The sequence below is a fragment of the Thalassospira profundimaris genome (assembly GCF_003326675.1).
Taxonomy (GTDB): Bacteria; Pseudomonadota; Alphaproteobacteria; order Rhodospirillales; family Thalassospiraceae; genus Thalassospira; species Thalassospira aquimaris.
Map to the genome: position 1 here is coordinate 430,554 of NZ_JPWF01000002.1, position 23,553 is coordinate 454,106.

At 56.4% G+C, this 23,553-nt stretch carries 1 protein-coding gene; it reads right to left on the reverse strand.

The genetic code is table 11. The features are described from left to right. Positions 1–33 precede the first annotated feature (33 nt). Complete coding sequence (locus TH19_RS23005; protein WP_114101140.1) at positions 34–23,451, reverse strand: M10 family metallopeptidase C-terminal domain-containing protein; 23,418 nt, start codon at positions 23,449–23,451, stop codon at positions 34–36. Positions 23,452–23,553: the final 102 nt, after the last annotated feature.

A 23,553-nucleotide genomic window follows, 5' to 3' on the forward strand; every position in this document is an offset into this window, starting at 1 on the left:
ACCACCCCGTTTTCTGTGTTCGGCCTTCAGGATTTAGCAGTTGCTGCCAAATCCGAAATCATCCGCATTCAGATCATCCGGGTCATTGACCCCCATCAGAGTAACCGATGCATCATTGCCCAGTTCGATGACGACATTGCCATCAACGTCGATATGCATGTCATTCTGAATCTGGCTGAAGTTGTTATAGTTCCACTCCGACAGATCAATGATGTCTTCGCCCGGCGTAAAGTCGGTGATGATGTCGTGACCATCGGTTTTGCCGATCTGGAACGTATCCCAACCAGTACCACCGGTCAGGGTGTCATCCCCGGCACTGCCATAGAGATGGTCGTTGCCCGCACCGCCCAGCAACAGATCGTCACCGGCATTTGACCACAGGGTGTCGTCACCGGCACCACCATCAAGGGTCACATTGCCATAGCTTTCGATATCACTGGTCAGATCGATGATGTCATTGCCGTCACCGGCCTCGATCACCTCGATACCGCTGATACGGACGTTCGACGCACCTTCGCTGACACTGTCACGCAGGAACAGGGCGTCGTCGCCGCTGGTCATCTGCAGGGTGTCTGTACCTTCACCACCGATAAAGACATCGTTGGACTGGTTATAGCCACCCAGATTGACATATTCGCCAGTGCCTTCGTCACCACCATCATCATGGCCCCAACCGTTGCCATTATGGTTATCGTGACCCCAGCCGTTATCATGCTGATGACCATCTTCACTTGGCGATCCGTCATTCAGCGCGTACCAGCTATTACCCCAGGTATCGTCGGCATTGTATTGCAGAACATCGTCACCGGCACCGCCGTTGAGAATATCGACGCCATTGCCGCCACTGATGGTATCGGCACCCGATCCACCCCAAAGGGTGTCATTGCCTTCACCGCCATCGATAACGTCATCACCCGCATTGCTCCAGACGATATCATCGCCGGTACCGCCAAGGATTGTAACATCGCCATAGCTGTGCGTATCGCTGGTCAGATCGATGATGTCGTCACCGTTACCGGCATCAATCACCTCGATATTCGAGATGCGCGGGCTGGTACCCGGATCGGTAAAGGTATCATCCAGGAACAGGGCATCATTGCCACTGGTCATCGACAGGGTATCGGTCCCGTCGCCGCCATCAATGATATCCTGCGAACGGTTGTAACCCGAAAGATTGATCTGTTCGTTGGAACCGGCCATACCCGGATCGCCAACGTTTTTCGCAGCATAGCTGCCGCTCCAGGTCGCATCCTTCTGATATTCGATGGTGTCATTGCCCGCACCGGCATCGATGATGTCCGAACCGCTGCCACCATTGATCGTATCGTTGCCTGCACCGCCCCAGATGGTGTCATCCCCGGCATCACCGCCAAGAACGTCATTGCCATCAAGGCCGGACAGCAGGTTCGAACCATCATCACCAAACAGGTAATCATTGAAGTTCGAACCGATCAGGTCCTCGATCGACGACAGGATGTCATTGCCCGCACCGCCGGTTGCCGACCCGCTTTCAAGGTTAACAGCCACCGCCGAGGTCGCATCGGCATAGCTTGCCGTATCACGGCCAGCCCCACCGACAAGCGTGTCATGTCCGGCCCCACCAATCAGGGTGTCATTGCCTGCATCGCCATACAGCTTGTCATCGCCATTGCCGCCACTCAGCGTATCGGCATCGTCACCGCCATAAAGCTTGTCGTTGTTCTCGCCGCCATCAAGGACGTCGGAACCCGCGCCGCCATAAAGAGTATCGTCACCGGTGCCGCCGGAAATGGTGTCGTTGCCAGCCTCGCCATACAGCTTGTCCTGACCCTGACCACCGATGATGGTGTCATTGCCGTCACCACCCCAGACACGGTCATCACCCGAACCGCCATCAAGCGTATCGTTGCCCGTACCGCCGGTGATGGTGTCCTGACCGCTGCCGCCTTCGACAAGGTCATCGCCCTCGTCACCGCCAAGCACGTCGTCGCCATCACCACCATAAAGGCTGTCATTGCCTTCCATGCCGGTCAGGGTGTCCTGACCATTCAGGCCATAGACCGTGTCATCACCCGACAGGGCCGCGATGGTGTCATTGTTGCTGGTGCCGTAAAGCAGATCGTCATACGGGGTCGGTCCAGTCGATGCCTCGATACCGACAAACATATCCGCATTCAGCTGATTGATCGTGATGCCAACCAGGGTCAACGTGCCCTGACCATTAAGATCAATGACAGTATTGCCATTCACCTCGGTCATAAGCCCCTTAAGCGCGGTCCAGTCATCGACATCAAGGGCGGCCAGATTGATCTGATCTTCGTTCGGATTGAAGCCGTGTACGACCTTGTCACCGGAATTGTTGGAAACAAGGATCTGATCCGAACCTGTTCCACCGGTATAGGTATCGTCACCCGCACCGCCATCAAGCGTATCATTGCCCGAACCACCCATCAGGGTATCGGCCCCATCGGTTCCGGTCAGGGTGTCGTTACCGGCACCACCATCCATCACGTCATTACCGGCACCACCGGACAGAACGTCATCGCCATCGCCACCATTCAGGGTGTCGTCGCCATCACCGCCCAGAAGCGTGTCGTTGCCCGTACCGCCATCAATGGTGTCATTACCGGCATCACCCGACAGAAGGTCATTGCCCGCACCACCTGCGATGCTGTCATTGTCGTCGCCGCCATAAATGACGTCGTCGCCGCCTTCACCATCAAGGCTGTCGTTACCGGCCGAACCATAGATGGTGTCGGTTTCATCACCACCGGTGATGGTGTCGTCACCGTCCATGCCGTCGATGTAATCATCGCCGCCGCCGCCATCCATGACGTCGTTACCGGCACCACCGACAAGGGTGTCATCACCGGCACCGCCTGCAATCACATCATGGCCGTCGTTACCATCAAGGGTATCGTTGCCATCACCACCGGAAATAACGTCATTGCCGCTGCCACCGGTGATGGTGTCATCGCCTGTGCCACCCGAAAGGTTATCGTCGCCTTCCATGCCGTTGATGGTGTCATCACCGGCACCGCCATCGACCACGTCATTCCCGGCAAGCGCGTCTATATAGTCATCTTCGTCGGTACCGATCAGGACGTCATCGAACGGCGTTGCGCCACCGTCATTTTCAATGCCGACAAACATATCGGCCGAAACATCGTTCAGACGGACACCAAGCAGCGTGACCGAGCCTTGATCACCCAGATCAATCACCGTATTGCCATTAACTTCCGACAGAAGCGGGGCAAGTTCGGACCAGGTGCTGATATCCAAAGCATCGAGCGAAATCTGATCAACGCTGGTGTTGAAGTCGGTGACAAGCTTGTGACCGATCAGGCTGCTAACCTGAATAAGGTCGGCACCCGAACCACCACTCAGCGTGTCGTCACCTTCGCCACCATCAAGGGTGTCATTGCCGTCGCCACCGATCAGGCGGTCCGTACCGGCACCACCATCAAGGTAATCATCGCCTTTTTCACCGTTCAGGTAATCGTCGCCCTCGCCACCCAGCAGGGTGTCGGAACCGTCACCAGCCCAGATCGTGTCATTGCCAAGACCCCCATCAATGGTGTCTTCGCTGACATCTGCCTCGACATTGTCGAAGGTGTCATTGCCATCGCCCAGATCAACTTCGTTGTTCTGGCTGTTGCCATAGACATAATCGTCATGGGCCGATGCGATGACTTTTTCGAAGTTGGCAAGAATATCACCCGCCGCATCGCCATCATAGGCACGGCCTGCTTCACCCGGTGTCTTGGCATTGGCATCGGTTTCACCAAGGTAAATCTCGACGCCTGCGTCCGATCCTTCAAAGCTGATCGTATCGCGGCCTTCGCCACCATCAAGGTAATCGCCACCGGCACCACCTTCGATGGTGTCATCACCGGCACCACCCAGAATGGTGTTATCACCGCTTGATCCGGTCAGAACATCATCGCCGTCCGAACCAATGATATTTTCGATGCTGCTGATGCTGTCCGATCCGGTCGCATCCGAGCTTGCAGTTCCTGCTTCGAGATCGACCGTCGCACCGTTGGCGGCATTCATATCAAGGGTATCTTCACCCTCGCCGCCATCAATGCTGTCATCACCGGCTGCGGCAATCAGGCTGTCATTACCTGCACCGGCATCGATAACGTCATTCCCCGCACCATCATTGATCGTATCGGCACCATCGCCCGCGACAATCGTGTTGTCGGCGTCGCTGCCCGTAATGGTGTCTGCACCATCCGAACCGATCACGTTTTCAATGCTGGTCAGGCTGTCATTTCCGGTCTCGGCCGAGGATGCCGTGCCTGCACCAAGATCAATCGTTGCGCCATTGCTGGTCGATGCATCAAAGGTATCGGAACCCTCGCCGCCATCGATGCTGTCATCACCGGCACTTGCGATCACGGTGTCGTCACCCGTACCGCCATTGATAACGTCGCTGCCCGCACCGGCATGGATCACATCATTACCGGCACCACCCAGAACGGTGTCATTGCCCGCATTGGTCCACAGGGTGTCGTTACCCTCGCCACCATCGACCGTGACATCGCCATAACCATGGGTCTGGCTGGTCAGATCGACAACGTCATCACCGCCACCGGCATTGATGACTTCGATTCCCGAAATCGACGGATCGGTTGCACCGTTGTCGTGATCACCATCCAGAATAATGGCATCGCCACCATCGGTACCGACAAGCGTATCAACGCCTTCGCCACCGGCATATTGGTCATCACTGATACCAAGGCCATCAAGGCTTGCGACATCGCCGGTGCCATCAACACCCGGGCTTCCGATATGGTCGGTGTCATCGGCGTCCGTTCCTGTGCGGTCCGCACCGAACTGAAGAACGTCGTCACCGGCACCACCGTCAAGCGTATCGCTGCCTTCGCCACCGGTCAGGGTATCGTCGCCGTCACCACCATCAAGGGTGTCATCGCCGGAACCACCGCCAAGCGTATCGCCACCTGAACCACCACTGATGGTATCGTCCCCGCCACCGCCATTGATGGTGTCATCACCATCGCCACCTCCGAGCGTATCGTCACCGCCGGTCGCGATGTTTTCGACACCTTCGAACTGATCCGGGCCAAGCTGATCAAGGGCAACGCCAACCAGCATGATCGTACCGCCCGCCGGCAGGTTGATCACAGTATTGCCATTGCCGTCCTCAGACAGCAGGGCCTTAAGGTCGGTCCAGGCCGTAATGCCCAGATCCGGCAGGGAAATCACATCTTCATCAACATCGAAGTCGGTAACGACGTCATTGTCCGTACCATCTTCGAAGATCAGCTTATCGGCACCCGCACCACCCGAAATGGTGTCATCACCATCACCGGCGGCAATCGTGTCATTGCCTGCACCGGCATTGATAACGTTGTCACCGGACGAACCGGTAATGGTGTCATCACCATCACCCGTGGTCAGGTTTTCAAAGCCGGAAATGCTGTCATTACCGGTTTCGGCCGAGCTTGCCGTACCAGCGCCCAGATCAACCGTCGCGCCACTGGTAGCTTCGGACAGGTCAAGCGTATCAGTGCCTTCGCCACCCGCAAGGGTATCGTCGCCTGCACCGGCCATGACCGTATCGTTGCCGGCACCACCGGAAATCGTGTCATTGCCGGCACCGCCGTCAAGGACATCGTCCCCGCCATTGCCGGAAATCACGTTATCGCCGTCAGAACCGGTAATCGTGTCAGAACCGGCACCACCGACAACATTTTCAAATCCGGAAATGCTGTCATTGCCGGTCTCGGTCGAGGATGCCGTACCTGCACCCAGATCAACCGTCGCACCACTGGCGGCCTCGGACAGGTCAAGCGTATCGGTGCCTTCACCACCAGCAAGCGTATCGTCGCCTGCACCGGCCAGCACGGTATCGTCACCCGCACCGCCGTCGACCGTGTCGTTACCCGCACCGGCATTGATCACATCGTTGCCGTCGCCACCATCAAGGGTGTCGTTACCTTCACCACCATCAAGGCTGTCATTGCCGGCACCACCTTCAAGAAGGTCATCGCCGCCATTGCCGACAAGAATGTCATTGCCCAGACCACCGGTCAGGGTGTTATCCCCGTCCGAACCTGTCAGGGTATCGTTCCCCGCCGAACCGATCAGGTTTTCAATGCTTGAAAGCTTGTCGGTTTCGGTCGTGCCAACCTTGGCAACACCGGTGGACAGGTTCGCATTCACAGCAGCATTTGCGTTGCTGTAATCCGCGGTATCAGTGCCATCGCCGCCGCGCAGGGTATCGTTGCCCGCGCCACCGACAAGGGTGTCATCACCGGCACCGCCATCAAGAATGTTGGCTTTGCTGTCACCTTTGATGATGTCGTCATGGTCCGAACCGGTAACGTTCTCGACCTGATAGATCGCGTCGTTCCCCGCACCGCCGGTGGCGGTGTAATTGGCCAGATCGACATCAACACCGGACGTGGCATCGTCATAAATGACGGTATCGACATCGGCACCACCGACGATGGTGTCATCGCCTGCACCACCGCGAAGTTCATCTTCGCCCGTGCCGCCAAGCAGGGTGTCATTACCAACACCACCATTGATCACATCATCGCCGTAACCACCATCGAGGTAGTCATCACCGGCACCACCGTGGATGTTGTCATCACCCAGTTCACCGCGAATGGTATCGTCGCCCGCGTTACCCCAAAGGGTATCGGCACCCGAACCACCATTGATCGTGACATCGCCATAGGAAATCGTGTCGCTGGTCAGATCGACCACGTCATTGCCGTCACCGGCATTGATGACCTCAACCCCGTCAAGGCGCGCGCCATCGGTGACGGTTTCATCAACAATTGTGTCAAAGCTGATGGATCGGACAAAGAAGTCACTGCTGTCCGAACCGCTGGAGCCGCTGGCATAGGGCTCGCTTTCAAACGCGATATAGCGGAATTCGACCGAGCTGCCAGAACCGTCAGTGACGCTGATGGTTGCCGTACCGACACCATTGCTGGTGTAGGTAATCGTGCTGCTATCAAGCGTACCGGAAGCCACAAGGTTGCCATCGGCATCAAATGCCTGCCAGGAACCAACCTCGCCGCTGGCTTCGTTGGCCATGAGGTTGGAAACCTGAACCGTTGCGGTGGTCGCATCGGCACCAAGATCAACAACGATTGCTTCGCTTTCGCCGGTTGCGGCGTTGTGGTTGATCTGGCTGCCCGCCGGGCTGCCACCATCATTGCCAATGCCGTTACCGTCAAAGGTCACGGTGTCATCTGCCGCCGCAAGGTTCAGCTTGCCGTTTTCATCAACAAACGACGTCCCGAAGTCAAAGGCATACAGGTTCGCATCCGCCCAAGCGGCCTGAACATCTGCGGCACTTGCCGATTCCGTCAGGCCAAGCGTACGGGTTTCGACGGTCGGCTCGGTGGTTTGACCATCTCCTAGTTTCGAACCGTCAAGGATCAGCGCATCACTGCCACCGGTCATATTAAGAGTGTCGTTACCCTCGCCACCGATAAAGGTATCGTCGGAAATGTTCTTGCCGCTGATACCGGCAAGATCGCCCGTACCATCCACACCCGGGCTACCGGTATGTTCGGTGGTATCGCCGGTGTCGGCTGTACCATCGGCTTCGAAGTTCAGAACGTCGTTGCCCGAACCACCGTCAAGGGTGTCATCGCCCGAACCGCCCGACAGCGTGTCATTGTCATCACCACCGGCAATCGCATCATCACCGGCACCACCGGTAAGTGTATCGCTGCCAGTACCGCCATCGATGCTGTCATTGCCGGTGCCACCATCAATGGTGTCATCGCCATCATTGCCAAGCAGCGTGTCGTCACCTGCACCACCGGAAACGGTGTCGTCACCGGCAAGCGCGTCAATGGTGTCGTCTTCGTCGGTACCCAGCAGATCATCGTCATACGGGGTCGCGCCGTCGGTGATATTGTTAAAGTCATCTGCGCTCAGATCACTCAGACCAACATTGATCAGGGTCACCGTACCGCCCGCTGGCAGGTTCAGAACCGCATCACCATTACCGTTTTCACTAAGCAACGGCACAAGATCGGCCCAGCGTTCGATGCCAAGATCATCAATCGAAAGCTTGTCTTCGCCCGGGGTGAAATCACTGACCACATCGTCATAGACGCCATCGGCAAAGACGAACGTATCCGCACCTGCACCACCGGAAACGGTATCGTCGCCTGCACCACCATCAATGGTGTCATTGCCTGCACCGGCATTGATCACGTTATCGGCGTTCGAACCGGTGATGACATCATCACCGGCACCGGTGATGACATTTTCAAAGTTCGAAATCTGGTCATTTCCGGTCTCGGCCGAAGTCGCCGTACCCGCACCCAGATTGACAACCGCATCACCCGATGCGTTCGACATATCAATGGTATCAATACCGTCGCCGCCATCCAGGCTGTCATTGCCCGAACCGGCTACAACCGTATCGTCACCGGCACCGGCCATGACAAGGTCACTGCCCGCACCATCGGAAATCACGTCATTCCCGGCACCCGCATCGATCAGGTCAATGCCATCACCGCCGTCAATAGTATCGGCACCGTCGCCGGTCGAGATGGTGTCGTCGGATGCGCTGCCAACAATGGTATCATCGCCCGATCCGGTCACCAGATTTTCAAACCCGGAAATGATATCCGCACCGGTCTGGCTGCTGTTGGCGGTGCCATCTTCAAGATTGACCGCAACATCAACCGTCACATCGGACAGATCAAGGGTATCCGTGCCTTCGCCACCCAGAAGGGTATCATTGCCGAGGCTGCCTGCGATCGTATCATTGCCTGCACCGGCATCGACAAAGTCGTTACCTGCACCGTCATTGATCACGTCATCGCCGTCACCGGCATTGATTTCATCATTGCCCGCACTGGTCCAGACCGTGTCATTGCCGGTCCCGGCATTCACAGTTACATCGCCATATGCGTCGGTCTGGCTGGTCAGATCGACAACGTCATCACCTGCGCCGGTATCGATGACCTCAATGCCGCTGATTGACGGTGCGTTCGAACCGTCTGCGTGATCGTTATCAAGAATGATCGCATCCGCACCCGACGTACCAAGAAGCGTATCAACACCTTCGCCGCCATCGAACTGGTCATCGCTGATACCAAGACCTTCAAGATCGGCAACATCGCCGGTGCCATCAACACCCGGGCTGCCGACATGGTCGGTTTCATCGCCAGCCTGACCGATACGGTCGGCTTCGAACTGAAGGACGTCGTTACCGTCACCGCCATCAAGCGTATCGGAACCGCTACCACCGCTTAGCGTATCATCGCCGCCACCGCCGGAAACAGTGTCATCACCGTCGCCACCGCCAACAGAATCATCACCGTCACCGCCATCGACGCTGTCATTGCCATCGCCACCACTGACCGTGTCGTTGCCGCCGCCACCCTGAAGGGTATCGTCGCCGCCACCGCCGTCTACGGTATCATCGCCATCATCGCCGTCGATATTGTCATCGCCATCGCCGCCGCCAAGGGTGTCTTCACCGGGCGTTCCGACATTGGCGACATCCTTGAAGTGATCCGGCGTCAGATCACCGACCGCCACACCGGCAAGCGTTACCGTGCCACCAGATGGCAGGGTAATGACAGCACCGTCCGGTCCATCAGACAGAAGCGGCTGCAAATCGGTCCAGGCCGAAATCCCGAGATCCGGCAGGGAAATCACATCGGCATTCAGATCAAAGTCGGTGACCAGATCCGCATCGGTGCCATCGCCAAAGACAAAGGTATCCGCACCGGCACCACCCGAAAGCGTATCGTTGCCTTCGCCTGCGGCAAGCGTGTCATTGCCTTCGCCACCTGACAGGATGTCGTCGCCCGCACCACCGTCGATCACGTCGTCACCGGCACCGCCATCAATGACGTTGGCATCGTCCGAACCGGTAATGGTATCGGCATCATCCGACCCTGTGACATTTTCAAAGTTGGCAATCGTGTCCGTACCGGTATTGGCACCACTTGCCGTACCTGCGCCCAGATCAACTGTAACGCCGCCCGTCGTTCCCGACAGATCAAGGGTGTCGACACCCTCGCCACCATCAAGATTGTCATTCCCGGCATCCAGGGTCACCGTATCGTTGCCTGCACCGGCATCAATCGTGTTATCGCTGTCCGAACCGGTAATGGTGTCATCACCATCGGTCGCAATGACGTTTTCAAACCCGGAAAGACTGTCGACACCGGTCGCATCGCTGCTTGCCGTGCCCGCACCCAGATCAATGGTTGCACCGTCTGCGCCGGACATATCAAGCGTATCGGAACCATCGCCACCAATCAGGATGTCATTACCGGCACCAGCCGCAATCGTGTCATTGCCCGTGCCGCCGTCGATGGTGTCGGTACCTTCGCCACCATCAAGGACGTCATCCCCGGCACCGCCATCGATCACGTCGTCACCAGCACCACCATGGATATTATCGGCACCTTCGCCGCCATAAATGACGTCATTGCCATCATTCGACCAGATGGTGTCATCACCCTCGCCGCCGTCGATCGTGACATCGCCATAGGAGTGAACTTCGCTGGTCAGGTCGACAACGTCGTTACCGGCACCGGCATCGATATTTTCAATATCGACAATTGCCGGGTTGGCCGATCCGCCACCGGCATGATCACGGTCCAGAATAATTGCATCGTCGCCAGAACCGGCAACCAGGGTGTCATTGCCCTCGCCACCGACAAAGCTGTCATCAGAAAGGTTCTTGCCGGAAATATCGGCAGTTTCACCGGTGCCATCCGTGGTCGGGCTGCCGACATGATCGGTGGTTTCACCGTCCGCACCGATGCGATCACCTTCGAACGACAGAACGTCGTCACCGGTTCCGCCATCAACAAGGTCCGCGCCCTCGCCACCGGCAAGGGTGTCATTGCCTGCACCACCGGTCAGGGTATCGTTACCGGCACCGCCCGACAGGATATTGTCGCCGGTCGAACCGATCAGGGTGTCATCACCCGCACCACCGGTCGCACCTTCGATACCATCAAGGGTATCGACGCCATCGGTCGCCGTACCGGTACCGTTTTCAAGATCGACAACAACCGCGTCGGTCTGGTCGGAATAATCAACGATATCGTTGCCGTCGCCACCGATCAGGGTGTCGTCACCGGCACCGCCCGAAAGCGTGTCATCACCGGCACCGCCATCAATGACGTTATTGGCATCGTTACCGGCAAGCGTATCGTCATGATCCGACCCGATCAGGGTCTCAAAGCCGTCAATGACGTCATTGCCTGCGCCACCGGTTGCCGTTCCGGCATCCAGATCAACATTTACGCCACTTTCCGCATCTTCGTAGGACAGGACATCATCGCCCTCGCCGCCAATAAGGGTGTCATCACCGCCATTGCCATAAACGGTGTCATTGCCTGCACCGCCATCCAGAATGTTGGCATTTTCATCGCCAATCAGGATGTCATCACCGGCACCGCCGGTAACGTTTTCGATGCTTTCAAGGGTATCATTGCCTGCTTCGCCGGTCGCGGTTCCCGCGCCCAGATCAACAGTCACACCTTCGGTCGTGTCGGCATAGTCGGCCGTATCGCTGCCTTCACCGCCGCGCAGGGTATCGTCGCCCGCACCACCGATCAGCGTATCGTCACCGGCATCGCCATAAATATCATCGTTACCGGCCTGACCGTCGATGATGTCATCGCTTTCAAGGGCGTGGATTTCATCGCTGATCTGGCTGCCGGTGATGTTGTCTTCGAACTCGGTGCCGTAAATAACGTCATAGCCAAAGAAGTTCTTCGGCGTCAGGTCGTCCACAGACACGCCTTCAAGCGTGATGCTGTCATCGCCGACCGTGATCACGGCATTGCCGTTCTCGTCGTCATACATCTGATCGCGCAGGGTTGCGTAATCCTCGATGCCATATGACGACAGATCGATCATGTCTTCTTCGATATCAAAGTCGGTCGCGGTGTCATGTCCGCCGCCCGGCTTCAGAACGATCATATCTTCGCCGTCGCCGGTGATGATCACGTCATCGCCAGCACCGCCAAACAGGGTATCGTTGCCCGAACCACCATCAAGGGTGTTGATGCCATCGCTGCCGATCAGGGTATCGGCATAATCGGTACCGATAACACGTTCGAAGTTACGAACAATGTCATCACCTGCGGCACCCGTCGCATATTCCTTGATCAGGTCAACCGTGACGCCGCCATCAACATTGGAATAGTCGACCGTATCCAGATCGCCCTCGCCACCATCAAGGATATCGTCGCCTGCATCACCATAAACCCAGTCATCACCGGCACCGCCTTCGACGATATCATCGCCTTCGCCGCCCATGATGGTGTCATTGCCTGCTTCACCCAACAGGATGTCGCCACCGGCACCGCCATCAATGATGTCGTCACCGTCACCGCCACTGACTTCGTCGATACCGTCGCCTGCATCAATCACGTCATTGCCTGCACCGGCATTGATCGCATCACCACCAGCACCGGACGAAATGGTGTTATTGCCGTCGTCGCCGGTAATCTCGTCATTGAAGTCGGATCCGACGACATTTTCGATGTCATTAAGGGTATCGGAACCCTGACCGGTTGCTGTTCCGGCATCAAGATCGACTGTAACGCCCTGGGTTGCACCGCTATAATCAACGGTATCGGAACCTTCGCCGCCATCGATCACATCATCACCGGTACCACCGACAAAGCTGTCATCACCATCAAGACCCGACAGGGTGTTGTTCTGGTCATTGCCAATCAGAACGTCGTCATGGAGCGTACCAATAACGTTTTCGATGCCGTCAAGGGTGTCATCACCCTCGCCACCGGTCACTGTTCCGTTTTCAAGATCGGCAACAATGCCTGCATCTTCGGTCGAATAATCAACCGTGTCATTGCCTTCGCCACCGATCAGGACATCCGATCCGGCACCGCCGACCAGCGTGTCATTACCAACACCGCCATCAAGGGTATCGTTGCCGTCACCACCGATCAGACGGTCATTGCCAACACCGCCATCGACCGTGTCATCACCGCCCAGCGCATTGATGATGTCATCACCATCGCCACCGATCATTTCATCGGCGTCGTCGGTGCCCAGACGGACATCAACGCCAATAAAGTTATCCGCACTCAGCTGGCCTGCCTTGACACCCTGAAGGGTGATGGTGTCACCACTTTCCAGACTGATGGTCAGATCACCGTTGGCATTGGTGCCAAACAGTTCTTCAAGCGCGTCGTAACCCGCGATATTAAAGCTGGTCAGGTCGATCTTGTCGGCGCCGACATTGAAGTCGGTGATGGTGTCATTGCCATCGCCCGGATTGAAGATCACCTGGTCGGCACCGCTGCCAAGGGTCAGCGTGTCATTGCCTGCACCGGCGTCAAAGGTGTCATCCCCTGCGCCACCAACAAAGGTGTCGCTTTGACCACCGCCGATAAAGGTATCGTTGAATTCCGAACCGCGAACAATTTCGATGCCATCAAGGGTATCGGTTCCGATCGAAGAACCGCTGACCGTATTGTTGCTGGTATCAACCACAACTCCGGCTTCAGAGTCGATATAGCTTGCGGTATCAACCCCGTCGCCACCGATGATGACATCATCACCCGCACCCGACAGGATCGTGTCGTTACCGGCACCACCATCAATGGTGTCATTGCCGCTACCGGCCGAAATGGTGTCGTTACCGGCACCGCCTTCGATCAGGTCGTCACCGGCGCCCGACGAAATAACGTCGTTGCCGTCACCACCCAGAACCGTATCGGCACCCGCACCGGTATTGATGGTGTCGTTACCCGCACCACCATCAACCAGATCCGCGCCATCGCCGGTGGTGATAACATCTTCACCAACACCGCCTTCGACGGTGTTATCACCATTGCCTGCATCAATGACATTGCCATTGTCATCGCCAATGATCAGGTCATTGCCATCACCCGTGACGACATTTTCAATGTTGGTAAAGCTGTCGGTATCGGTGCCATCGGTCGCCGTACCATTGGTGAAATCAACTGTCTGATCACCGGTGAGGTCTGAAAGATCAAGGGTATCGTTGCCCTCGCCGCCATCAATGGTGTCGCTACCAGCGCCACCACGTAGCGTATCGTCGCCCGCACCGCCAAGCAGAACGTCGTCACCGGCACGACCATCAAGCACGTCATTGCCAGCCCCACCGCTCAGGGTGTTGCGGCCGCTATCACCGCGCAGCGTATCGTTGCCACCCGAACCTTCAAGGTTTTCAAAGTTCGAAATGGTGTCGCCCGTGCTGGTTACACCGGTCTGCAGATCAATCGAAACGCCATTTTCATCGGCATAGGAAAGGGTATCTTCACCTTCACCACCATCAAGCGTATCGCGGCCTGCGCCACCGGAAATGGTGTCGTCGCCGTCTTCACCCAACAGGATGTCATTGCCTGCACCACCGGTAAGCGTGTCATTACCGCTGCCCGCCAGAACCGTATCGTTGCCGGCACCACCGGTAACAACATCATCGTGGTCCGACGCAATAATTTGTTCGATACCGCTAAAGGTATCCGTGCCGGTCGCATCACCGGTCGCAATGTTGGTCTGCAGATTGATGTTCAGGCCGGACGAGGCATCCGAATAATCAAGCGTGTCGGCACCTTCGCCACCGATATAGGTGTCATCGCCAAGTTCACCGACAAAGCTGTCATCACCGGCGCCACCATTAAGGATGTCATTGCCAGCCCCACCGGTCAGCATGTCGTTACCGGCACCGCCATCGATGGAGTTAGCGCCATCGTCACCGGTGATGGTATCGCCGTAATCCGTACCGGTTACATTTTCGAACCCGGAAATGGTGTCATCGCCATCGGCACCACTTGCCGTACCCGCACCAAGATCAATGTTCTGTGCGCCCGATGCATCAGAGTAATCAAGCGTATCGGTACCGTCACCACCCGACAGGGTGTCATTGCCTTCACCACCGGCAATCAGGTCATCGCCCGCACGACCATCAATGATATCGTCGCCTGCGCCACCGATCAGGGTGTTGGCATCTGCCGAACCGGAAATGCTGTCATCGGCATCCGAACCGGTAACATCTTCGATATTACTCAGAAGATCGGTACCATCGGCTTTCTGGGCAGTTCCGGCTTCAAGATCGACATCAACACCCGTGTTGCTGCCGCTGTAATCCATACGGTCCTGACCGGCACCACCGTCTATGACATCGTCGCCAGCACTGACATTAAGCACGTCATCACCAGCACCCGCCAGAATGGTATTGTCCGCATCCGAACCGGTGATGATGTCATTACGGCTTGTTGCGATGACATTTTCAACATTCAGAACGGTATCGCCGGTTTCATCATCGGTTTCGCCGGTGCCAAGATTGATCTCGATACCTTGCTGCTCGTCGCTGTAATCGACCGTATCAACGCCATCACCACCATCGATGAAGTCGTTGCCCTTGCCGCCATCCAGCGTGTCATTGCCAGCACCACCAAGCAGGGTGTCATCACCGTTGCCACCAAACAGGATGTCGTCGCCATCTTCACCAGACAGAACGTTGTTCAGCTCGTTACCAAGAATGGTATCGTTGAAATCAGAACCGGTAATGTTTTCGATATTTTCAAGCTGATCGGTACCAAGCCCGGTTACCGTGCCTGCTTCCAGATCGGCCGTAATCCCACCGGTGGCATTACGATAGTCAACGGTATCCAGACCCGCACCGCCGCGCAGAACATCATTGCCGCCCGTGGCAATGATCGTGTCATTGCCTGCACCGGCATTGATGCTGTTATCGCCACTGTCACCGGCCAGTGTATCGGCATGACCGGAACCAACAATATTCTCGATCCCCGACAGGGTATCATCACCCGCAGCACCGGTTGCCGTCTGTTCTTCAAGATCGACCGTTACACCACCCTGAGCATTGGCATAGCTGACCGTGTCACTGCCTTCGCCACCGACAAGCGTATCGTCGCCGTCAAGACCTTCCAGAACGTCGTCGCCTTCGCCGCCAACCAGCAGGTTGTCGCCATCAGAACCGGTCAGGGTGTCGTTGCCAGCACCCGCAACGATATTTTCGATGTTGCGCAGCGTGTCATTGCCACCTTCTGTGGTCGCTGTACCCGTATTCAGGTTGGCGGTAACCGGACCGGTTTCATCGCTGTAATCTGCGGTATCAACACCATCCCCACCATCAAGGATGTCGTTGCCTTCGCCGCCGATCAGGGTGTCATCACCATCACCACCAAAGATGCTGTCATCATCTTCAAGGCCATAAATCGTGTCATTGCCGTCAAGACCCGACAGGGTATCCTGACCGTCGGTGCCAAACATGGTGTCATCACCACTGGTCCCGACGATGTCGCGAACACCGATAAAGTTGTCAGCCGTGATATCATCAAGGCTGACGCCCTTAAGGATCATCGACGTGCCTTCACCGAAATCGATGACAAGGTCACCGTTTTCGTTTTCAGACATCAATTCATAAAGTTCGCCATAGGTATCAATACCAAGGCCGGTAATATCGATCTGGTCTTCGCCAACGGCAAAATCGGTGACTGTATCTGTGCCGTCATTCGGTCCGACAACATAAACATCTGCACCCGTACCACCAGTCAGCGTATCATCGCCTGCACCGCCGGTGATCGTATCGGCACCGGCACCGGCACGAATGACGTTGTTGCCGTCATCGCCGGTAATAATGTCGTCAAATTTCGAACCTGTGACGTTTTCAACACCACTCAGGCTATCGGTGCCGTCTGCACGGGTTGCAGTCCCTTCGGACAGGTCAACGCTGACAGCTTCACCATTTTCATAGCTGACGGTATCGATGCCTTCGCCACCCTCGATGATGTCATCACCGGCACCACCAATCAGCAGATCGTTGCCAGCACCACCATCAAGCACGTCATCACCGGCACCGCCGCTCAGCGTGTTGTTGCCATCGTCCCCGATCAGGGTATCGTCATGATCCGAACCGGTAACATTTTCGATGGTTTCAAGGGTATCGTTGCCATCGGCACCGCTTGCGGTACCCGCTGACAGGTCAACCGTGACACCGCCTTCGGCGGCACTGTAATCGGCAAGGTCAGTACCATCGCCACCGATCAGCGCATCATCTCCGGCCCCGCCGACCAGCTTGTCATTGCCTGCACCGCCCAGAATGGCGTCGTCACCGGCACCACCCGAAATCGTATCATCACCACCATTACCGATCAGCGTGTTGGCGCCGTCGTTACCGGTGATGATGTCTTTCTGGTTTGAACCATTGACGTTTTCGATATCAATAAGGGTATCTTCGCCCGCGACACCACCTGTACCTGCTTCAAGGTCAACCGTGACACTGCCGCTGGATTTGTAATCAACGGTATCCTGGCCTTCGCCGCCATCAATGATGTCTGCGCCCTGACCACCGATGATCGTGTCATCACCGCTATTGCCATAGATGGTGTCATCACCGGCACCGCCGTTGATGGTGTCATTGCCGCCAAGACCGTCGATAATTTCTTCGGACGATGTCCCTTGCAGAACATCATCACCCTCGGTCGCACCAAGGGATTCGATATCAACAAAGTTATCCGCGCTCAAATCTTCCGGCGAAACACCGTTCAGCGTCATGATGCGATCATCAACCGTGATCACGGCATCGCCGTTCTCATTGGTGCTGATCAGCTTTTTAAGCGCCTCGAAATTCGGGATATTGAAGGCACTGAGATCAATCTTGTCTTCTGACGGATCAAAGTCGGTCACCAGGACTTCGTCGCTGGCATTGTCCAGAACAAAGGTATCGGCACCTTCGCCACCGGTAACAACGTCACTACCTGCACCGGAATTGATGGTGTCGTTACCGGCACCACCGTCAATTGTGTTGTCCTGTACCGATCCGGTCAGGATGTCGTCATGGTCAGAGCCGATCAGGTTTTCGATATCAAGCAGAGTATCTTCACCGTCGGCACCGGTTGCCGTACCGGCACCAAGATCGACATTTACACCACCGGATGCATCCGCATAGGTAACCGTATCATTCCCGGTATCACCATTAAGGACGTCATTGCCTTCGCCACCGGCCAAGGTGTCATTCCCGACGCCGCCATCAAGATAGTCATCACCGCCACGGCCATTCAGAATATCGTCGCCAACGCCACCACGCAGGGTATTGGCATTGTCGTCACCTGACAGCGTATCGTTATAGGAAGACCCGGTAACGTTTTCGAAATTCGAAATCGTATCGGTTTCCGTACCCGAACTTGCCTGATTGGTTTCAAGATCAACTGTGACACCGCTTGTCTGCCCCTGATAGCTCAGGGTGTCATTACCCTCACCGCCATCAAGGACATCGTTGCCGGTTCCACCGCTGATAACGTCGTCGCCCTCGCCACCGGTGATGGTATCTGCACCAGCATCGCCAGAAATGACGTCGTTGCCCGAACCACCATCAATCGTGTCGTTGCCGTCACCACCTGTAACAGTGTCATTACCGGCTTTGGCATCGATAACATCGCTGCGGTTTGTACCTTCGAGGATGTCTTTGTTTTCAGTCCCCTCAAGCGAACGGATACCAACAAAGTTGGCAAAGGTCAGGCTGTTGGGATCAACGCCTTCAAGGGTGATAACCGCATCACCAAGCGTGATGGTGGCGTTTCCAAGCGCATCTTCACCAATGAAATCAGCGATATCAGAGAACAGTTCAAGCCCGTCTATCCCCTGAATATCAATGACATCATTCGCCGGATTGAAATCGGTAACAACGTCATTGCCGCTGTCTGGCGAAACCACGAAGGTGTCGGCACCGCTACCACCGGTCAGCGTGTCATCACCGCCGCGACCATCGATGGTGTCATTCCCGGCTCCGCCAATAAACACGTCATCGCCACTGCTGCCCAACATGGTGTCAGCACCAGACGATCCTTCGATAACTTCGAAACCGGAAATCTGATCGACGAAATTGCTGCCCGTTACAGTTCCAGCTTCAAGATCAACAGAAACACTCGGATTAAGCGTGCTGTCCGCGCCCGAGTTATAGCTCAGCGTATCCGTGCCTTCGCCACCGGTCAGCGTGTCAATGCCGCCACTACCATAAACGGTGTCATCGCCTGCACCTGCATCAATAACGTTGCCCTGGCTATCGCCATAGATGACATCGTTGCCCGATCCCGTAACAACATTTTCAATGCTCGAAAGCGTATCGGTGCCATCGCCACTTGCCACGCCATTGACAAGGTCAACCGTTACACCGCCCTCAACATCGGAATAGTCGACAGTATCAATACCGTCACCGCCAAGAAGGGTGTCATTCCCGCCACCACCGGCAAGAATATCGTCGCCATTCAGGCCCGACAGAATGTTGTCGCCGTCATCACCGGTGATGATGTCGGCATTGCCCGTACCGATAACATTTTCAAAGTTCGAAATCTGCGACGTACCGGAATCGGTTACAGCCGTTCCGGTCGCAAGATTGACATTCAGGCCCTTCTCACTGCCAAAACCAATGGTGTCGTTGCCTTCACCACCGTCAATCGTGTCATTGCCACCGACACCGCGCACCACGTCGTCGCCCGCACCGGTAGAAATAACGTTATCGCCCGATGTTCCGACTACCGTGTCATTTCCGGCACCCGTAATGACGTTTTCGATTTCCGAAACCTGGTCAACTTCCCCGGTTTCGGTATCACGTGCCGTTCCGGTCGTCAGATGGACATCCTGTGCGGTATCACGTGCACTCAGATCAAGGGTGTCGTTGCCCGCACCACCGATAATCGTGTCATTGCCATCCTCGCCAAAGAACAGGTCATCACCCGCACCACCGTCAAGAGTGTCGTTGCCGCCACGACCAATAATCGTGTCGTTACCGTCACCACCGGCAAGGACGTTTACACCGCTATCACCGGAAATCTCGTCGTCATAGTTTGACCCGATGACGTTTTCGATACGATCAAGAACATCATTGCCATCGGCACCGGTCGCTGTTCCAGCTGCGAGATCGACCTGAACACTGCCGTTTGCACCCGAATAATCGACGGTATCAATGCCTTCCTGGCCACGCAGGGTATCATTGCCCGCACCGCCCGAAACGGTATCATCGCCATAGCCGCCCGAAATGACATCATCACCGTCACCACCACTCAGGGTGTCATTCCCGCCGTAACCGTAAATGGCGTCATTGCCGCCAGTACCGGTTTCAACATCGTCATTTTCAGACTCGAAGATACGACCAAATCCGCGGAAATCATCCGCGACAAGACTGTCACTGCTGACACCTTCAAGGGTCAGAACACCCTGTTCGCCGAAATCAATGACGGTATTGCCGTTCCCGTCATCCGACATCATGGTTTGCAGGGTCGCGAAATCCTGAACACCAAGGCGCGACAGGTCGATAATGTCTTCTGAACCGTTGAAATCGGTAATGGTATCGTTACCGAAATTCTCGGTCAGTTCGAAGTCATCCTTGCCCGATCCACCGGTCAGAATGTCATCACCTGCACCGCCGGTCAGGGTGTCAATTCCAGCCCCGCCTTCAAGGACGTTATTGCCGTCATCCCCGGTAATATGGTCGTCAAAATCCGAACCAATGACGTTCTCGACCATCTGGACGACGTCATTGCCCGAACCGCCCGTCGCGGTTTCGTTCGAAAGATCAACCGTAACCGCGCTGGTCGCGTCGCTATAGCTGACGGTATCGGTACCACTGCCACCCTGAATGTGGTCGTCACCGGCACCGCCTTGCATGAAGTCATCGCCGGAACCACCAGCCATAACATCATTGCCATCGCCACCGATCAGCGTGTCATCGCCGGAACCACCCTGAAGAACGTCGTCGCCGGCACCACCATCAAGGCTGTCATTACCTTCGCCGCCCTGAAGAAGGTCATCACCTTCTTCTCCCAGCAAGACGTCATCACCGGCACCACCCTGCAAAACATCGTCGCCAAGGTTGCCTTCAAGCGTATCGTCGCCGCCATTGCCCTGAAGCGTGTCGTTCCCGCCGCCACCACCAAAGTGGTCAGCGTCATCACCGCCCTGAACCAGATCATCGGCAGCCGTCGGAGTGTTATCAAAGGCCGTGGCCCCGGAATCATCGCCCGAGCCGCCGTCGCCCGAAGACGCATCCTCACCGTCAGTCGCGGTTTCGCCTTCGGCTGATGTGCCGGTATCTTCCGAACCGGCTTCACCTTCGGTCACGCCACCCTGATCCGTGGTACCGTCGCCTTCAGACGCACCGGTCTCGGCAGAACCAGAACCATCGGTCCCATCATTTGTGTCAGACGCCGGATCAGACGCTGGATCACTGGCATCAGCACCCGAAGCCGTATCTTCACCATCTGTATTGGCGCTATCACCGCCAGTCGTATCGGCACCGGCCTGTGCGCCCGACGTGGTATTGTCTTCCTGCGTGGTGCCACCTTCGGCACCAGTGGTATCCGTCCCGATATCAGCGCCGGTGTCTTCACCCGTCGCATCAGAACCATCACCACCCGCGGCATCAGGGTCGCTGCTCTCGCCAGTCGTATCTTCACCAGCGCCAAGCGTATCAGATCCATCTGATCCCGAAACCTGGTCAGCACCCGCATCACCACCGGTATCAGAGCCTGAACCATCAGATCCGGATGCGTCCGAACCAGATGTATCGGATGTATCGGTTGCGCCAGTTTCGCCGCCGCTACCGGTCTGGGTTTCGGCTTCTTCATCAGTGCCGGATGCGTCGCCACCTGCGTCACCAGCGTCAGTTCCACCAGTGTCAGTTTCACCGCTGGCACCGGTTTCACCGTCGGTTGCGCCGCCAGCTTCCGCACCGGATTGACCAGAGGTGTCACCGCTGTCGCTTGTGTCGGACGCACCGGTATCGACGGTATCACCACCGTCCGAGCCTGCTACGCTATCCGAACCAGAATCGCCCGCAGCACTTTCACCATCGGTTGCGCCCGAGGTATCGCCGGAACCGGAATTATCGCCAGTTGCCTCATCACCATCGGCCGAACCGGAATCTGTTCCCGCATCGCCACCGGCCGCATCGGAACCGGCAGACGTCGCGTCGGTCGAGCCACCTTCGCCGGATGTGTCCGATCCGTCCGTCGCACCGGATTCCGCACCTGCGCCAGTATCACAGCCGGCATCGCCATTGGTGCTGTCGCCCGCACCCGCATCACCAGAACCCGAACCGGTTTCACCGGCTCCGGAATCTCCGGCACCTGAAGCGCCTGTCTCGGCACCACCGGTTTCCGTACCACTTTCGACCGTCTCGCCAGCGCCAGCATCAGAGCCGGCCTCATCTGAACCGCTCGTATCAGAACCGGTCGCGTCCTCGGAACTGCCATCGGTGGTATCCGTGCCCGAAGATCCGGTCGTCGAATCATCGGATGAACCGGCACCGGCATCTGAAGCACCGCCATCTGTGCCGCCAGTATCGGGACTGTCCGAACCGCTACCCGACGTTTCGTCACCCGCGCCAGCCGTATCGCCAGTTTCGCTGCCAGATGTGTCTGTTACTGTATCGGATGTATTGACCTGCCCCGCACCGGAACCAAGATCAACATGGACGCCCTGCTCGGAGTCGCTGAAATCAACGGTATTTTCGCCTTCGCCACCATCAATGACATCGCTGCCACCGCTGGATTTGAAGGTATCGTCACCCGCACCGCCCGAAAGGGAATTATCGCCGGAATTACCGGTAAGAACGTCGTTACCGGACGTCCCTTCAACATTTTCAATCCCGCCAAAGGAAACACGGTTTGCGCCCGTCGCATCGGTCGCAACACCCTGTTCCAGATCGACACGCATGCCGTCTGCGGCACCATCAAGTGACAGGGTATCTTCGCCCGCACCACCATCAACACTGTCGATGCCGCCACCCGACGAAATCACATCATCGCCGTCAGAACCGACAATCGTATCGTCGCCAGACGTGCCATCAATGACATTTGCCGCGTCTTCGCCCGACGCATCAGAACCGTCATCGGCAGCATCATCGGAAACAACAGTTACCGGTGCAATTTGCGGTGCATCGACAATGGTGACATTTGCAAGTTCGGCCTTGCTGACACCCTGAAGAACCAGAATATCGCCAGTCGAAAATGTGATGATGACGTTACCTGCACCGTCATCAGCGGCAAGTGACATCAGATCAACAACACTGCTGACACCAAGGTCGGTCAGAGCAAGTTCGTCTTCGGAAACATTAAAATCGGTGATCGTGGTTTTTTCAAACCCGCTTTCCAGCACAAAGGTGTCGCGTCCTGCGCCACCGGTGACCACATCCTCGCCTTCGCCCGACTCAAGGATATCGTCACCATCGCCACCAATCAGCGTATTGTTCGCGCCATCACCAACAAGAATATCGTCATAGGCACTGCCGATGACGTTCTGCACATTGGTGAAAATCTGATTTGCGGATGAGGGGGAATTGCCATCGCCCTGCGAACCGGTTTCGGAATCAGAATTAGCCGCTGCCGAATCATCTTCCGCGCGACTGTCGAGAACCTGTTCAATATCGGTGTCGGTGATACCAACACCATCATCTTGATTGGCGGGCGAAGCCAAGACACATACTCCCTACTTGGGAATTATTTTACCTGATCCCGATCTGCGTGATGCAACGTAGAATCGATTTATACAGTAGTATAAACCACCACCAACAGACCA